13 protein-coding genes and 1 pseudogene are annotated in these 16,908 nt (G+C 60.9%); 4 read left to right on the forward strand and 10 right to left on the reverse strand.

What is annotated here, in order from left to right; all coding sequences use genetic code 11:
- Positions 1-83: 83 nt before the first annotated feature.
- Positions 84-506 carry an Rrf2 family transcriptional regulator gene (locus tag B7E11_RS05900; protein ID WP_080832676.1) on the reverse strand — a complete coding sequence of 141 codons (423 nt, stop codon included), beginning with the start codon at positions 504-506 and terminating at the stop codon, positions 84-86.
- Positions 507-530: 24 nt separating this feature from the next.
- The gene (gene purT, locus B7E11_RS05905; RefSeq protein ID WP_080832677.1) at positions 531-1,691 is read right to left on the reverse strand and encodes a formate-dependent phosphoribosylglycinamide formyltransferase; all 1,161 of its coding nucleotides are present in this window, start codon (positions 1,689-1,691) and stop codon (positions 531-533) included.
- Between the two features lie 247 nt (positions 1,692-1,938).
- On the opposite strand from purT, the gene B7E11_RS05910 reads away from it, so the two are divergent.
- The gene (locus tag B7E11_RS05910) at positions 1,939-2,094 is read left to right on the forward strand and encodes a DUF1540 domain-containing protein (RefSeq protein WP_080832678.1); all 156 of its coding nucleotides are present in this window, start codon (positions 1,939-1,941) and stop codon (positions 2,092-2,094) included.
- Positions 2,095-2,757: 663 nt separating this feature from the next.
- Here the strand turns inward: B7E11_RS05910 and B7E11_RS30120 are convergent.
- The 3 genes and pseudogenes from B7E11_RS30120 to B7E11_RS05930 form a co-directional block, all read right to left on the reverse strand.
- A pseudogene (locus B7E11_RS30120) lies at positions 2,758-3,519 on the reverse strand (DUF2087 domain-containing protein); the annotation flags it as partial.
- A gap of 390 nt (positions 3,520-3,909) precedes the next feature.
- The gene (locus tag B7E11_RS05920) at positions 3,910-4,770 is read right to left on the reverse strand and encodes a pirin family protein (protein ID WP_080832680.1); all 861 of its coding nucleotides are present in this window, start codon (positions 4,768-4,770) and stop codon (positions 3,910-3,912) included.
- An 846-nt stretch (positions 4,771-5,616) separates the two neighbouring features.
- Positions 5,617-6,606, reverse strand: a complete 990-nt coding sequence (locus tag B7E11_RS05930) for an aldose 1-epimerase (RefSeq protein WP_080832682.1) — start codon at positions 6,604-6,606, stop codon at positions 5,617-5,619.
- A gap of 298 nt (positions 6,607-6,904) precedes the next feature.
- Between B7E11_RS05930 and B7E11_RS05935 the strand changes: the two genes are divergently transcribed.
- Genes B7E11_RS05935 through B7E11_RS05945 form a run of 3 tightly spaced genes read left to right on the forward strand, consistent with a single transcriptional unit; the run spans position 6,905 to position 10,959 of the window.
- Entirely contained in the window at positions 6,905-7,351 is a 447-nt protein-coding gene (locus B7E11_RS05935) for a MarR family winged helix-turn-helix transcriptional regulator (RefSeq protein ID WP_080832683.1), read from the forward strand.
- A gap of 16 nt (positions 7,352-7,367) precedes the next feature.
- Positions 7,368-9,170 carry an ABC transporter ATP-binding protein gene (locus B7E11_RS05940; protein WP_080832684.1) on the forward strand — a complete coding sequence of 601 codons (1,803 nt, stop codon included), beginning with the start codon at positions 7,368-7,370 and terminating at the stop codon, positions 9,168-9,170.
- The gene (locus tag B7E11_RS05945) at positions 9,163-10,959 is read left to right on the forward strand and encodes an ABC transporter ATP-binding protein (protein ID WP_080832685.1); all 1,797 of its coding nucleotides are present in this window, start codon (positions 9,163-9,165) and stop codon (positions 10,957-10,959) included. Before B7E11_RS05940 ends, B7E11_RS05945 begins: the two co-directional genes overlap by 8 nt.
- A 1,095-nt stretch (positions 10,960-12,054) precedes the next feature.
- Here the strand turns inward: B7E11_RS05945 and B7E11_RS05950 are convergent.
- The 5 genes from B7E11_RS05950 to B7E11_RS05970 form a co-directional block, all read right to left on the reverse strand.
- Positions 12,055-12,441: a VOC family protein gene (locus B7E11_RS05950; protein ID WP_080832806.1), complete on the reverse strand. Its 387-nt coding sequence runs from the start codon at positions 12,439-12,441 to the stop codon at positions 12,055-12,057.
- Positions 12,442-12,477: 36 nt separating this feature from the next.
- On the reverse strand, positions 12,478-13,014 hold the full coding sequence (locus B7E11_RS05955; RefSeq protein WP_240353154.1) for an HXXEE domain-containing protein: 537 nt from the start codon (positions 13,012-13,014) through the stop codon (positions 12,478-12,480).
- A 161-nt stretch (positions 13,015-13,175) separates the two neighbouring features.
- A complete protein-coding gene (locus B7E11_RS05960; protein ID WP_139787084.1) occupies positions 13,176-13,427 on the reverse strand; it encodes a hypothetical protein in 252 nt (83 codons plus the stop codon).
- A gap of 218 nt (positions 13,428-13,645) precedes the next feature.
- Entirely contained in the window at positions 13,646-14,941 is a 1,296-nt protein-coding gene (locus tag B7E11_RS05965; protein WP_080832687.1) for a glycosyltransferase family 4 protein, read from the reverse strand.
- Positions 14,938-16,890, reverse strand: a complete 1,953-nt coding sequence (locus B7E11_RS05970) for a ligand-binding sensor domain-containing protein (RefSeq protein WP_080832688.1) — start codon at positions 16,888-16,890, stop codon at positions 14,938-14,940. The genes B7E11_RS05965 and B7E11_RS05970 overlap by 4 nt, the downstream gene beginning before the upstream one ends.
- Between the last annotated feature and the right edge of the window lie 18 nt (positions 16,891-16,908).

The raw sequence follows: 16,908 nt of genomic DNA on the forward strand, positions 1-16,908 counted from the left end.
CGCATGATCCGAATCCTTTTCGCGCGTTTCGGATTATGGCGGTTATTCGGTTTCCAAATATGCGCAATCAACCCGTAAGCCATCTAGATCCTTTGGGCGATGTCGAGACTGATGTCGGCCATCGTCACTTTGGCCAATTCGTTCTCCATCGCAAGCTGCGCCCGGCCGAACGTCGTTTCGAGCGCTCCCTGAATGTTGCGGCCGACCGGACATGCCGGGTTCGGGTTCTCGTGCATGGAAAACAAGGCCTCCTGCTCGCCCTGAACGGCCCGATAGACATCGAGCAGCGTAATTTCGCTCATTTCCCGCGCGAGCCTCGCCCCCGCCACGCCCGCGCTCGTATGCACAAGCCCGGCTTTGTTCAGCATCCCCATGATGCGCCGGATGACGACCGGATTCGTATTGACGCTGTCGGCGATCGAATCCGAGGTCAGGCGCTGATCCTTGAACATGTCCAGCAAAGACAAAATATGAGCCGCCACGGAAAAACGGCTGCTGATCGTCAAATCTGCCACCTCCATTCGCCGAGCTCAGGCTTCTTCGACGCTTAATTTTCCGTGGGCTTCTCCGGCCCGCCTCCGCGCTTCTTCGACCGTTTCGGCCGTCGCCAGGGCGACCGCCACGCGGCGGCCGGCTTTCGTAACGGGCTTGCCGAACAAGCGGAGCTGGGTATCTTCGACCGCAAGCGCTTCTTCCGCTCCCGCAATGCGGTAGTCGCCAAGCTCGCGCTCCGCTTTCAGCGGACGGCTCGCGCCGCAGGCGGCCAATTTGATTTCCGGAATGGGCAAGCCGAGAATGGCCCGGACGTGCAGGGCGAACTCCGACAGATTCTGGCTGACCAGCGTCACGAGGCCGGTATCGTGCGGCCGCGGCGACACTTCGCTGAAATACACTTTGTCCCCGGACAAAAACAGCTCGACGCCGAACAGCCCCGACCCGCCAAGCTCATCCGTAATAATTCGGGCAATCCGTTTCGCTTCGGACAGCTGCGCTTCCGTCATCGCGTGCGGCTGCCACGATTCGATATAGTCGCCGTCCTGCTGAATATGGCCGATCGGCGGGCAAAACAACGTGCCGGAAGCCGACCGCACGGTCAGCAGCGTAATTTCCGATTCGAAGCGGATAAACTCTTCGACGATGACGCGGCCTTGCTGCACCCGCCCGCCTTCCATCGCGATTTTCCAGCTGTCGGCAATGCCCTCTTCCGAGCGGCATACGCTCTGGCCTTTGCCCGAGGAGCTCATCAGCGGCTTGACGACGCAGGGAAAGCCCATCTCGCGCACGGCGGCGGCGAACTCCTCGTACGTATCGGCAAACCGGTAGCGGGCGGTCGGAAGCCCGAGCTTCTCGGCCGCGAGCCGCCGAATGCCTTCGCGGTCCATCGTAAGCCGGGCGGCACGGGCCGTCGGAATGACGCGATAGCCTTCCTCCTCCAGCTTGACCAGCTCCGATGTCGCGATCGCCTCGATTTCCGGGACGATGAGATCGGGATTTTCCTTCTCGACCAGCTCCCGCAGCGCCCGGGCGTCCAGCATATCGATCACATAGCTGCGATCGGCGACATGCATCGCCGGCGCGCCTTCGTAGCGGTCGACCGCCACCGTCTCCGCGCCCAATCGCTGCGCTTCGACGATCACTTCCTTGCCCAGTTCCCCGGAGCCGAGCAATAACAGCTTCTTCGTATGGTACATCGCGTCGCAAGCCCCCTGCGATTCATTTGGATAAGCCCATTATACACGAAAAAGCGGCCCCCGGGCCGATCCCGAACCGACGAAAAAGAGCCCGGGATTTTTTCCCGAGGCTCTAATGGGTTATTGTTGTCTCGCGATCAGTTCGTTATGCCGTTTGACGATGCTCTCCATGGCTTCGTCAAGGGTTTTCGGTATGAACGGCCGGTTTTTCACCCATCCTAAGAGGAGGATCGGAGGTGATCTGACGATGGCCAAGGATGTGCTTTGCGAAGTGAACTCGTGCAAGTATTGGGCGGCAGGCAACCAATGCGCGGCATCCTCGATTTACGTGGTGAACAACCGCGAACGGGACGCGCGCAATTCGGGCGAAACCGACTGCAAAACGTTCGAGCCGAAGATTTGACGGACGGAAGCAGCCGCGGCGATACCGAGCCCCTAACCGCGCGAATCGCGAGCGCCGAAGTCTGACGGCAATCCTGTGCCGCCGACGATCTGGCAGCCCGAAAGCGGCCCGGACTGGCTGCTTTTGGGCTGTTTCGCTTCTTTTTGCAGTATGCCCGTTGATGAGAACAATTATCAGAGAACGGAAAAATTTTTGCGAGAGCCGGAGTGAACGTTCCCGATCGGTTTATTTGCGGGCGGACGGCCGTTTGTTGTAGCCGCGCTCGCCGTACGGTTCGATTTTTTCCAGCCAAATTTCCTTCAGCACTTCAAGCTCGTCCTTGTACGGCTTCAAATCGGCGATGTTGTCCACATATTCCTCGCGCGGCTTGATCTGCTCCAAAATTTCGAACTCGAAATCGGCTTCTCCCAACTCGTTCCAATCCTGCTGCAGCTCCCGGTTGCTGAAATTGCCGAAATCGAGCATAAACCGGTCGCGGTTGAACGCGCCGTCAAGATCCATGCTGGCCCCGACGTACACTTTGCCGTTCGTCTTGCCGCGAATCTGGTACACGCCCATCTTGCGAAAGCTGTGCGCGTATTCGTTCGCGATTTCTTTTCTTTTCTGCTTGTCCATCTTCGTGGCTCCTTTCGTTTTTGCCGGCGCCGGCGCGCGTTTGTCCGTCTTGACCCAGTACCGGCTTCCGTCCGGTTCCCGGTCCATGAATCCGTACTCGATCAAGTACCGGCGCAGCGTGACGTAATCTCCGAAACGGCGCTTCAGCACCTCGTTGACTTCCTTTTCGGCGTATTTCCGGCCCGGCTCGAACGATCCGATCAAATGCTGCAAAATCGCCAGCTTCCGCTTTTCCTTTCGCGGAAATTCTGCGAGCGGACCGTCCGGGCCTTCCGGAAAATAGGCGCGGATCGTCTCCTCCTGCTCCCGCTCCGTCATCGCGTAGCGGTCGTCCGTCATCGTCGCCGCGGCGTGGACCGGAACGAACCGTCCGCGCCGATCCGCCTTCTCCTCCGCCAGCTCCATCGCGGCGACGAAAAGCTTGGCCTGCTTCGCCCGCTCCCGAAGCGCGAAACGATGATTCCGCACGGTGGAGGCGCTTCCGCCCAGCTCTCTTACGATCTCGTTATCCGGCAGCCCTTGGCGAAAATAGCGGAGCATCGTTTTCTGCACGTCGGTCAGGCCGGTCGCCTTCTTGTCCAAGGCCAGCAGCACCTCGAACATCGAGCCGTGCTCCGCCTCGACGTGACGTTCGGCGAATTTGGCCGCCTCGTACAATACGCCGTCCGACGGATAAACAATGCCCTTCACGAACCGCGCCCCGCAAACGAGACACGAATAAGCCTGTTCCGCCTCGCTCCATACGTATCCCCGTTTGATCTCTTCGATGGAGACATCCGGCAGGGATTCCGAAAACTCGAATTTTTTCATAGACAAACCACCACATTATTTTATTATTTATGGACAATATAACCATAACGTTTGGTTATTTCAAGTTTTTCGTAAAAAAACGCCCCCGACATAAAACGGGGTCGATCACTATCGGCCGCCGCAAAGTATGTGCATGGCGAGTTGAGACGGGCAGCCGCGACTCGATTCGATCCGCGGAAAGCCGAGCCGACTTCCGGATTGGATGGGAGATGTCGCCGGAGAAACGTCTCCGCTGTCCGGGCGGCGCGCCGCCGCCCTGCAAAAAAAAAAACGCACGGAATTCCGTACGGTTTGACGAACCTATGTTATTGCCGGCCCCGAACCCCGCCGTCTCCCCACGCGCCACGGCTGAGAAAACTTCGGGATCGCACGGCCGGCCGGCGAAAAGGCTCAGGCAAACTTGCCGTTGCGATAATCCTCGTACGCCTGAACGATCTCCTCTTGCGTGTTCATGACGAACGGGCCGCGGGCGACGACCGGCTCGCGAATCGGCTGGCCGGCATAGAGCAGCGCGCGGAGCTTCGTCTCGGCCGTCAGCCGGATCTCGCTCGCCGCATGGCCCTCGGCCGATTCGAGGAACAGCACGTCGCGCGCCTCTCCCTTCGCGTCCCCGCTGCCAAAACGTCCTTCCCCTTCCAGCACGAACAAAAACCCGTTGTACGAACCGGGAAGCTCCTGCTTGACCGACGCTCCCGGCTCCAGCGTAAATTCGGCCATCGTGACGGGCACGATGTTGGCCGTGGCCGCCACGGCCTCGCCTGACGAACCGGAAAAGACCCGGATCGTCGCTCCCGGTTCGGAGCGGACCGGCATGTCGGCGGCGCGCAGATTTTGATACCGCGGCTCGGTCATTTTGTGCGAGCGGGGCAAATTGACCCACAGCTGAAGCGAATGAACCGTTTCCCCCGGCGCCGGGTCCTCCTTATGGATAACCCCGCGTCCGGCCGTCATCCACTGGGCGTCCCCCGGCAGCAAATAATCGACCTCGTTCGTATTGGTGTCGAAATGCTCCAGCCTTCCTTCCATGACATAGGTGACCGTCTCGATTCCCCGGTGAGGGTGGAGGTCGAAGGAGCCGCGCTGAAACCAGTCCTCCGCCAAAAACAAAAACGGATCGTGCTTCTCCCACAGGCCCGGCTCCAAAATATAGCTGTTCCGATGCCCCGAACCGACCTGCCGAATACCGGCATGCCGAACCTGGCGGATGCCGCGTGCGTAGACATTTGCTTGTTGCTCGTGCTTTTGCGTCATTTTGCGCCCTCCTCGGTCGAACGGATTGCTTTTTTTTTAAAGTATACACCTTTTACTTATAATTTTAAAGTAACTATAGAAATTTATCCGCATTATGAACTGGAGGAAGGTTTTGGCGCGATGGTACGAGTAGCGGCAATATGGATGCGCGGTGGGCTGTTTGGGAGGTTAAACAGATGGCGGTAGCTTGCGGGTGCGCCACGGGCTGTTAAGGGAGGTTTATGCGAGGGGGCGGCTTGCTTGGACTAGTGCGGGCTTCTTGGCGGACACGCGAAGGCGATAGTTTGTTGAACCTAGACCGGATTCTTGGCAGGTTATGCGAGGGCGGCAGCTTGTTGGGACTTGAACGTGCTTCTTGGCAAGTTTGCGCGGGACCGTCTAAGCTTTCGTTGGATTTTGTCCAATCAAAAACGGCTTTTTCGCGATACTCGCCGGCTCCGTTGGATTTTGTCCAATCTGGCGAGGCTTTTTCGGAGATTTCGTCCGAACATCAAGTTCCTCGTTGGATAAAATCCATTCTAGACCGAGGTTTCCCCGTTTCCCGCCCCGGCGGTTGGACAAAATCCAACATAGGCTCCTTCCGCTTGCGCCGATCTCTTCACCGTCTCGCAATTGGAATTGCATTGCACGCAGCTTCCACGAGTGGCACGAGCCAGAAACCGCACATCCCGCTAGGCCCACGGGCCGCAAGCCGCACGGCCGCTAGGCGCACGGCCGCTAGGCGCACGGCCGCTAGGCGCACCGCGCGCGGCTTCGACGCGCGGTGCGGCGTTGCCGAACCCAGTCTTCGCTTCGTCCCGGCGAAGAGGATCGATCGTCAAAACGGCCGCTTATGACGCAAGCCGGTCAGCCGATGACGTACAGCCGGCTCGTTTCCTCCCACAGCTCGCCCGGCTCAAGGCCGAGCAGCCCGATCTCCTCGGCCGGCAGGTCCACGTTTGGCGCGTTGACCAGGTTCACCTGCGGCTCGGGACAGAAAAATCCGCCCTCCGCGCCGTTGTTCCAGATCATCCACATTTTGTACGCGGTGCCGACGTCGTACACGAGCTTGACGCCGATGCGCGTGTCCGTCAGCTCCATCCGGTTGCGGCCGCCCTGCGGGCTCGCGGTGTAATGATTGTCCATCGGCTCGAAGAACGGCGATTGCCCTTCCTTGATCCGCGCCTCGGCCTCAGTCAACGGCTGGAATTTGCCGGTCGGCAGCATTCGCTCGTCCATTTCCCAGCGTTCGCCGATCGTCGCTTTGAACCGCATGTCTTCATTCGCGCTCCCCGGCGCGAACGGCGCGTTGACGGCGGTATGGAACGCCAGCAGGCACGGCATGCGCTCCGTCCCATCGTTGCGAATCCATACCCGCTGGCGCAGTCCCTCCTCCGACAGCCCGTACTCCAGCTTGATCGTGAACGCGAACGGCAAAAAAGCGTAAATCGCGTGCGAGGCGTCTACTTTGAGCGCGAGGACGACTCGGCTTTCGTTATCTTCTGCGCGAACGCTCTCGACGTTCCAGGCCGCCGTATGCAAGAAGCCGTGCAGATGGTTGCCCCGGGCGGGCTCGTTGACCGGAAATTCGAGCAGCTTGCCGTTCCACGGAAACCTGCCCCCGTCGTAACGGTTCGGCGGAAACAGCACCGGTATGCCGTGAACGCCCGGATTGGCCCGGAACGCTTCCATCCCGTCCTCTCCCGGCTCCCGCAAAAAGGCGTATCCTTTCTCCGTATCGCGAAAGGCGATCAGATTCGCCCCGATCCCCGGCAGCACCGCCGCTTCGTAAGGTCCCGACCGCAGCCATACCGCCGGCTCGCCGCAATATACGCCCTCGAATGCTTCATTCGCCATATCCAAAACGTCCTCCCGTCAACTCATGTGCTTGTACGTACATCTTCACCTTAAGATAGCACATTTGCCGCAAAAAGAGGAGATTTCGAAGCAAAGATAACCCCGCCCCGGAAGGGGCAATCCAGACAGAAGAAGATCCAGAAAATAAAGCGGGCCGAGCGGATGCAAGCCCGGCCGTCCGTACCGGTTCGGCGGAAAGGCAACGAAGCCGCCATCCGCAAAAAAAGTCTTTGACAATTCGCGAGCGACGAGGTAATTTAAATGTTAGTCAGCTAATTATCTAAAGGGGTCGATTTCGATGCTTCCGCCTTCCGAGCCTCTTTCCCGTTTAATGCGCCATGCGCTCAAGCGCCACCGCGATCTGGTCGACCGGCTGATCGCCCCGTACGACGTCTATCCGGGCCAGCCGCCGCTGCTGATGCAATTGTCCCGCGAGGACGGGCAAAGCCAGCGGGAGCTGGCGGGGAAAATGAGGGTCGCGCCCGCCACGCTCAACGTCATGATCGGACGAATGGAAAAAGCGGGCCACCTGCGGCGCGAATCCGACGACCGGGACCAGCGGGTGTCGCGCGTTTTTTTGACCGACAAGGGGCGGGCGGCCGCCCAAGCGGTGCAGGAAGCGCTGCAAACGGTGGAAACCCGGGCCTTTCGGGGCTTTTTGCCGGAGGAGCTGCTGCTGTTGCGCCGGTTCGTGCTGCATATGCAGGCCAATTTGGATGATGAAAATTCATTAGCCAACGAATGATTGAGGTGCCCTTTTCATGAAATGGATGTTTTCCTATTTGAAGCCTTACCGCGCGGCCGTCGTTCTCGCTCCGCTGCTGATGATTCTCGAGGTTTGCATGGACCTGATGCAGCCGCGGCTGATGGCCGGCATCGTCAATGACGGCATCCTCAAGGGGAACCTCGAGCACGTATGGCAAACCGGCGGCTGGATGCTCGCGGCCGCGGCCGCCGGCCTGATCGGAGGGGCAGGCTGCACCTACTATTCCGTTCGGGCGTCCATGGGATTCGCGACCGACTTGAGAGACGCGCTGTTTCAAAAATCGCAGACATTTACGTTCCGCAATCTCGACCGGTTTACGTCGGGCTCGCTCATTACCCGGTTGACCGGCGACGTCGTGCAGGTTCAAAACCTCGTCCAGATCATTTTGCGGATGCTGATCCGAAGCCTGTTTCTTTTCCTCGGCAGCATCGTCATGGCGCTCGCGATCAGTCCGAGCCTATCGCTGCTGCTCGCCGCCGCCGTTCCCGTGCTCTTTGCGTTTTTGTACGTGCTGCTGCGGCTGTCCGTACCGTTATACCGCGACGTGCAGAAGAAGCTGGACCGCGTCAACACCGTGCTTCAGGAAAATCTGGCGGGCATTCGCGTCGTCAAAGCGTTCGTACGTGAGCGGTTCGAAAATTCGCGGTTCCGCAAGGCCAACGAGGAACACTACGGCATGTCGGTCCGCGCGGGCCGGCTGCTCGCCGTGAACATGCCGTTCATGACGCTTGCGCTCAATTTGTGCATCGTCGCGGCGCTCTGGCTGGGCGGGGCCCAGACGTGGGAGGGCGGCCTTGAGGTCGGCAGCCTGGCGGCGTTTTTGACGTATACAACGCAGGCGCTCATGTCGATGCTGTCGCTCGGCAATACGCTCGTGAACATTTCGCGCGCCAAAGCGTCCGCCGAGCGGATCGACGAAGTGCTGCGCACCGTGCCGGACATGGCCGAGCCGGAGGCGGACCGTTCCCGGAGTGCCGAACCTGAGGAAAAAACCGGCGCGGCGGCTTCCCCGGTTTCGAACGGCCCCCGGCCGATCCGGATCGCGCCGGGCCGCATCGAATTCGACAACGTCATCTTCCGTTACCAAGCTTCCGAAGGGGAGCCCGAGCTGCAAGGCATTTGCCTGACGATCGAGCCGGGGCAAACGGTCGGCATTCTCGGCTCGACCGGCTCCGGCAAGTCGACGCTCGTCAGCCTGCTTCCGCGGCTGTACGATCCGACCGAGGGCCGCGTGCTCATCGGCGGCGTCGACGTGCGCGACATTCCGTCGGACCGGCTGCGCCAAGAGGTCGGCATCGTCCTGCAGCAGGCGATTTTGTTCAGCGGCACGATTCGGGACAACATCCGGTTCGGCCGGCCCGACGCCGCGCAGGAAGAAGTCGAGGCGGCCGCCCGGGCGGCGGAGGCGCATGACTTCATTTGCTCGTTTCCGGAAGGCTACGATACCGTCATCGGGCAGAAGGGCGTCAACTTGTCCGGCGGGCAGAAGCAGCGCATTTCCATTGCGCGGGCGCTCCTCGCCGAGCCGGGCATTCTCATTTTGGACGACAGCACGAGCGCCGTCGACCTCGCCACGGAAGCCCGGATCCGGCGGGCGCTGTCCGAACGCCTTCGGGGCTGCACCCGGCTCATCATCGCGCAGCGGGTCACATCGGTAATGGAAGCCGATAAAATCGTCGTGCTGGAGGACGGGAAAATCGCGGCCGAAGGCACGCACGAGCAACTGCTCGCCGGCAGCGCGATCTACCGCGACATTTACGAATCCCAGACGGGCAAGGAGGCGATCCGCCATGCTTAACCCGAACGCGAGGCCTCCGCGCGGGATGCCGGTCGCCAAGGAGCGCGCCCGCCATACGACGGCGACGTTAAAAAGAATATGGGACTACCTGAGCCGGAGCCGCTACGGTCTCGTCGCCGTCGTTCTGCTCGCGATCGCCGGAACCGGGGCCGGGCTCGCCGCCCCCTACCTGCTCGGCACGGCGATCGACCGGTTTATTTTGGAACGCGACCGCGAGGGGCTGCTTCGATTGTGCATGATTTTGGCGTCCATTTATGTTTTCAACGGGGTGGCCGGCTGGCTGCAGGCCCATTTGATGGCGGGAATTTCCCAGCGGACGGTCCGCAGCCTGCGCGACGATCTGTTCGCCCGCCTGCAGAAGCTGCCGGTCCGTTTTTTCGATCGGACCCCGCTGGGCGACTTGATGAGCCGGGCGACCAACGATATCGAAAACGTTTCGACGACGCTCAACCAAAGTTTTATCCAAATCATGACCAGCATGGTCACGCTCGTAGGTTCGTTGATTCTGATGCTGACCTTGAACGTCTGGCTGACGCTCGTCAGCATCGTGACGATTCCGCTCGTAACGCTGGCGACCAAGGCGATATCGGCGCGGACGCGACAGCACTTCGCGGATCAGCAAAGGAGCCTGGGCGAATTGAACGGGTTCATTCAGGAGACGCTGGCTAGGCAAAAGGCGATCAAGGTGCTGCGCCGCGAGCGCCCGTCGATCGAGCGGTTCGGCGCCATGAACCGCGAGCTGCGGGCGGCCGGAACGAAGGCGCAGACGCTGTCGGGCCTGTTCGGGCCGGTCATGAACGTGTTCGGCCACCTGAACTTCATCCTGATCGCGGCGATCGGCGGCTGGATGGCGTTCCGGGAGTGGACCACCGTCGGCATGATCGTCAGCTTCCTGAACTATTCCAAGCAGTTCAGCGGGCCGATCAACGAACTGGCCAACCAGTACAACATGATCCAGGCCGGGGTGGCGGGCGCCGAGCGGGTGTTCGAGATCGCGGACACGGCCACCGAGCACGAGGACGAAGCCGCCGTCGGCGGACTCGACCGGGTGCAGGGCCGCGTCGCGTTCGAAGGCGTCTCCTTCGGCTATCGTCCCGACAAGCAAACGCTGCGCGACGTCACGTTTGCCGCCGAGCCCGGCCAACTGATCGCGCTCGTCGGCCCGACCGGCGCGGGCAAAACGACGATCATCAACCTTCTCACCCGATTCTACGAGCTGGATGAGGGCCGCATTACGATCGACGGCAAGGACATCCGCGCCATCGACAAAAACGAGCTGCGCAGCCGGCTCGGCATCGTGCTGCAGGACGCGTACACGTTCTCGGACACCGTCCGCGAGAACATCCGGTACGGCCGCCTTGACGCAACCGACGAAGAGGTCGTCGCCGCGGCGAAGCTGGCCAACGCCGACGGCTTCATCCGGCGGCTGCCGCACGGCTACGACAGCCCGCTCGCCGCCGAAGGCGGCAATCTGAGCCAGGGCCAGCGGCAGCTGCTCACGATCGCCCGGGCGATTTTGGCCGACCCGGCCATTCTCATTCTCGACGAGGCGACGAGCAGCGTCGACACGCGGACGGAGCTGCACATCCAACAGGCGATGGCCGCGCTCATGCGCGGGCGCACGAGCTTCGTCATCGCGCACCGGCTCAACACGATCAAGAGCGCCGACCTCATCCTCGTCATCGACGGCGGCCGCATCATCGAGCGCGGCACCCATGACGAGCTGCTGGGACAGCAGGGCTTCTACGCGCGGCTGTACAACAGCCAGTTCGCGCAGCCTGCCGGTTAAACGCGCAAGGAGCGCCTTCCGAGGGAGGGCGCTCCTTGCTTCCTTTTGGTGCGGGTTTTGGGGGGTGGGGGTTGCTGTTTCGCTGATTTGCGGCCGGTTCCGGGCGATTCCGCTGCTTTTGGCGGTTTCGTCCGCTTTTTGCTGCACGAATCCGGCTCGATACACCCGTTTAACGGCCTCCCGAGGCCGCTATCCGCTCAAGCCCGGCTCGCTCTACACGTTTAACGGCCCTCCGAGGCCGTTATTCGACCATGTTCCGCTCCCTCCACCCAATTAACGGCCCTCCGAGGCCGTTATTCGACCATGTTCCGCTCCCTCCACCCAATTAACGGCCCTCCGAGGCCGTTATTCGACCATGTTCCGCTCCCTTCTCCCAATTAACGGCCCTCCGAGGCCGTTATTCGACCATGTTCCGCTCCCTCCACCCAATTAACGGCCCTCCGAGGCCGTTATTCGACCATGTTCCGCTCCCTTCTCCCAATTAACGGCCCTCCGAGGCCGTTATTCGACCATGTTCCGCTCCCTCCACCCAATTAACGGCCCTCCGAGGCCGTTATTCGACCATGTTCCGCTCCCTTCTCCCAATTAACGGCCCTCCGAGGCCGTTATTCGACCATGTTCCGCTCCCTCCACCCAATTAACGGCCCTCCGAGGCCGTTATTCGACCATGTTCCGCTCCCTCCACCCAATTAACGGCCCTCCGAGGCCGTTATTCGACCGTGTTCCGCTCCCTTCTCCCAATTAACGGCCCTCCGAGGCCGTTATTCGACCATGTTCCGCTCCCTCCACCCAATTAACGGCCCTCCGAGGCCGTTATTCGACCATGTTCCGCTCCCTCCACCCAATTAACGGCCCTCCGAGGCCGTTATTCGACCGCGCCCGGCTCGCTCCCACGATTAACGGCGGATGTGCTCGATTGCGGTCTTCTCTACTCTAAACAACTTATTTCCATCGTTATTCGACAAATTCGCGAACGCCCGCAGCCTCTTCTTCCTCTCGCCGGCCCTGCTTGCTCAGCTTTTGCGCCTCGCCGGTCCCATTTCGCTCCGCCAACGCAGCCCGGCCGCTCATGCGAAAAACGCAGCCCGACCAACCTCATCCCGAAACATAGTTGGCAATCTCGACGAGATTGCCGTCCGGGTCGCGGACGTACACCGATTCGATCGCCCCCAGCGCCCCCGTTCTCCTGACCGGTCCTTCTTCGACCGGAACGCCTTTCGCCTCCAGCATAAGCAGAACTTCGCGGATCGGCGTGCGCGCAACGAGACAAAAGTCGCCGGAGCCCGGACAAGGCGTCGACGCCTTCGGCTCGAATTCGCGCCCTTGCTCGTGAAGATTGATTTTTTGGCTGCCGAACGAGAGCGCTTTGCGACCCGCTCCGAACTCTACCGGCTCCATGCCCAGAACGTCCGCGTAAAAACGGATCGTCGCCTCGATATCCTTGACCGTCAGCACGAAGTGATCCAAACGATCGAGCTCCAATTTCAACGGTCTCGCCCCCCCTTTCCCCGAATGAATCTATTCTTCTTTGATGACCAGCTTTCCGATTTTGTGCCCGATCAGCACAAGCGGGATGACAAAAAGCCCGGCAGGCGCATACGTCAAAATCTCCCGGAGCGTCAAAATCTCATCCTCGATCAACCGATAAAACAGGTAAATCCCGTAAGGAAGAAGGATCAGCACGCTCGTCACGACTCCGGGCGTAAGCGACCTGGCGAACAAAGACTGCCCCACATGCGTCAATACGTGAAAAAGCATGAGCGCGTTCGCGCCGACGAACAAAACAAAGCTTTGCCGCTCGACCGCTAAGTAGGTGACGGGAACGAAAACGACGAATTCGGTCAATACGGCCGCCGCGAACTGCGACGATTTCACGCCGGCCATACCGTTTACCAAGCCGCCGGCCCAGCCGGGCGCGATTCCTTTTATTCTGGCGCCGTGCTTTTTCCACCAGGACTCGACGAAAATGATTTCTTCCAAATCGTGAATCATAAACGCGGCCAGAAACAGCCACATCAAGGAACCGATCGTGATCGCGGATTCGACGTGAACCAAATGTTCTTCACCCTTTTTGCCGAATTTAAGCCCTGTACCCTATTATTCTGTGCATATATACTAAGCCTGGGTCTAACGACTTTTCCGAGAGATAAAAGACGCTTTCGATCACGCCTTAAATATTTCGCCATGCAAATTGTTTGCCAGGCAAAAGAATACCCTCATTTAAGGTTCGCTGGAATAAGGTTCGCCGGAAAACCTGCAAAACCTCTTTTTTCCCTCCTCCGGAACGCTTCGGCCACCCGATTTTGCCAGTTCCGGCTTTCTATGCCTGGCTTCGCTTCAGTGGATTTTGTCCAACCCAAAATGGCTTTTTTGCCGATTTCGCAAGCTTCAGTGGATTTTGTCCAATCTGGCGAGGCCTTTTGGGCAATTCCGTCCAAATTCCAAGTTCCCCGTTGGATAAAATCCACTGTAGACCGGGATTTCCCCGCTTTCCGCTCCGCCGATTGGATAAAATCCAACACAGGCTCACGGTCACGGGCCTGCCACACTGGTTTGACGCACTAGCTCGCGGTCACCGGCCTCCGCCCCCAAAGCCATGCGCAACGCCCGCAAACGCCCCGCATCAAAAAAGGACAACAAGCCGCAAACCCGCGGCCCATTGTCCTCGTTCGATCAACTTCGTTCTTCAGTCCTTAACCTCACTCGGCCCCCCGCTCCCCAGCCGCTCCAGCAGCGCCAAATACTGCGCCCCGACCGCCTCGATGCCGTACGTCTTCCTCGCTTTGCGCTCGCCCTCGTCCGCCAGCCGGCTCCGCAGCCGCCCGTCGTCCAGAAGCGCGCAAATGCGATCCGCGCACGCCTCTTCGTCGTTCAGCTCGTACAACGAGACCGCCAGCTCGCCGGTCAGCAGCTCCGGCAGGGCGCCGACGCGCGGCACGACGGCCGGGCAGCGGCAGGCCATCGCCTCCAGCACGGTCATGCCGAACGACTCGTTCGTCGACGTGCTGACGTAGACGCCGCCGCCGGAAGAAACGGCGCTGTAAAAACGGTACATCGCGTCGTAATCGATTTTGGGGATCCACGCCAGATTGGCCAGCCCCATTTGCTCCGTTTTTTCCCGCAGCAGCCGCTTGACCTCCTCGGGAGCGGTGTACCCGCCGACAAGCCAAAACTTCAAATCGCTCCGCCGCTCATTCAGCCGGGCCGCCACTTCCAGAAACGACGTCCAGTTTTTGTGCGCATCCAGCTTCCCGACCCACAGCACGATTTTATCCTGCCCGGACCGCGCTGCGCCTGCGGCCGCCGGTTCGCCAAAACCGGCCCCTGACGGCGCCCCCGAATCCGGCAGTCGCCTCGACTCGCGCTCCCGACCGGACGCATCCGTTCCGAGCCCCTGCCTCGGCTCGCAATCCCGATCGGACGCATCCGTTCCGTGCCCTTGCCCCGGCTCGCGCTGCCGGCCGGACGCATCCTGCCCCCGCTCCGGAGCCGCCAATTCCGGCACCCCTGCCGCCGGATCGAACCGGAACAAATTCATATCCAGGCAGTTGTCGACCGCAATGGCCCCCGAAATGCCCATCTCTTCGAGACGCTCCTTCATATATGCGGAAGGCGTCAACACGTAGTCGAAAGGCAAATCGTCCTTCGCCTCGGCGAGCTGCCGCAGCGCGTGCTCGTACGTCGTGTGCACCTCGTGAATGACCGTCCCCGAAACGTTTGTCGACTTAAGCGCGTCGTACAGCTCGTACGTATCGATCGTGATGAGAAAATCGAAATCGTGCGCCTCGATGTACGCCCGAATCTCTTCGACGGTCGGAAGAATCCGCACCTTGTCGTAGCCTTCGAACGCAACCCGGCCGCCGTAATCCCCGACGAAGCCGAAATGAACCTCGCACCGGTCCCGCAAAAATTTCAGCCGGTTCGCGAGCTGCGTCGTCACGCCGCCGAGAATGCAAAATTGATACAAATAAAAGATTTTCATAAGCCCTCCGCTGAAAAAGGCGCCGCCCCCCGCTTTGCATCGCACCGATGCAGCACGGTTCCTTTGGCGTAGTACAAGCTGCCGTACCGATCCTCCGCCAGCAGGCGTACGCCCTCGTCCAGCACTTCGGCCCGATCGGCTTCCGGATCGTACGCGAAAAGGCGGTTCATGGATACGCCGTACAGCCGGCCGTCCCGCCAGAGCAGCTCGTTGCCCCCGCGCCAAAAATGCGTCTTCCCCGGCCAGCCGGCATCGAACAGCGAAACCGTTGCCAGCGTCCGTTTTTCCCGGGGATCGAACTTGAACAGCAAGCCGCCCGTAAGCCCCCACAGCATCCCTTCGTCGTCCGCGGCCAGCCCCGATATCGCCTTCTCGCCCGGCACCGGGACGCCTGTCCAGACCGTTTCGCGTCTTTCCCAGTCCCAAACGAGCAGCGAAGCCTCGTCCCGCGCCGGAGCGACGCCCAGCCCGCCCCATACCGAGCCGCCCGCGAACAGCAGGCGATCCCGGCACAGCAAGGAAACGACGCTTTGCTCCGGCAAAAGATGGCGGTACACTTCGACGATGCCGGTCTCCGGATCGTACAGCGTCACGGCGCCGCCATGCCGGCCGTAGCCGGGCACGGTGCCGATCGCGAGCATTCGCCCCGCCCAGGCGAAGACGAACGGCCGATCCTGCTCTTCTTCGCGCAGCGAAAACAGCATTTTCGGATTTTCGCCCGTCCGCCACGGCCTTGACGGATCGTATTCGAAAATGTTCGCCTTCGGGTACACTCCGATATACAGCCGGCCGCGCCCCGCGATCAAGCCTTCCGACTGCCCGATTCCGGCGAACGACGAGGCGATCCTTCCGGTTTCCGCATCGATTTTCGCCAATCCGCCGGCAAAATAGCCGCCGACAAACATCGAGCCCTCGGGACCGGCCGCGATCGATTGCAGGATGACGGGCTGGCCCGGAAGCTCGGGCTCGTACGTGCCGTGGCGGTCGCCCTCCGGATCGTAAACCCAGTAGCTTCCGTCCCGATGGACGCCGACGAGGCAGCGCCCCGAGGGATTCAGCGGGTGCCCGTCCAGCCAGCCGTAGTCGCCGGCCGGCTCCGGCATCGCGAGCGACGTAAACGCAAGCGACTTCGTTTCGGGATCGTAGCGGCACAGCCTGTCGTCTTTGACGAAATAAACGTTGCCGTTCGCGTCGGGCCGCGATACGCTCAGCCCGGAACATCCCTCGATCCGGTCGGCCCATTCGCCGCGCGCCAGATCGTACACGAACAGCCGATTCGACGGCGTCAGCCGGGCGAACAGCTTGCCCGATACGATATTCAGATCATAGACGAGCTGCTCGCCGCCGACCTCGTCCGGCAGCGTTAGCTCGGCCTTGTCTCCCGTCACGGGATCCAGCTCGATCAGGTGCGGGGCTTGCGTTCCCATGCCGATGTAGAGCTTGTCCTCCCACGCCTCCATCGACCGCACGTACTGCTCGCCCGGCACGATGACGCCGTAGTCGCGAAAGCGGCCCGTCCGCGGGTCGTATTGAAACGCCTTGCCGCCGGGATAGCAGCCGCCGTAGATATTCCCCGCCCGGTCGACGGCGAGCCGCCAGGTGTACGTTTCCCCCGGAATGATCTCGCCCAGGTTTTCCACGCCGCGCTCCCGCGTATAGCGGTACAGGATTCCGCTCCCGCCGATATAGACGCCGCTCGGCGCATAGACAACGCCCCAGCAGTGGTCGGAGCCTTCCAGCGGAAAGCTCCCCTCCCCGACGGCTTGAAACGGATCGATCACGTGAAGCATGCACGGCGCGCCGCAGGACACCGCGTAAATCCGCTCTTTTCCGGGATCGCCGCCATAGGCCGACGCCCATACCGCCATCCCGCGAATCGGCTCGCCGATTTCAAGCGCCGCGGAAGGCGCTTCCCCTCCTCCGGCTTGCCGGTTTCCTATCGTTGTCATCTCCGTCACTCCTTGTCG

This window comes from Cohnella massiliensis (assembly GCF_900169535.1).
Lineage (GTDB): Bacteria > Bacillota > Bacilli > Paenibacillales > Paenibacillaceae > Cohnella > Cohnella algarum.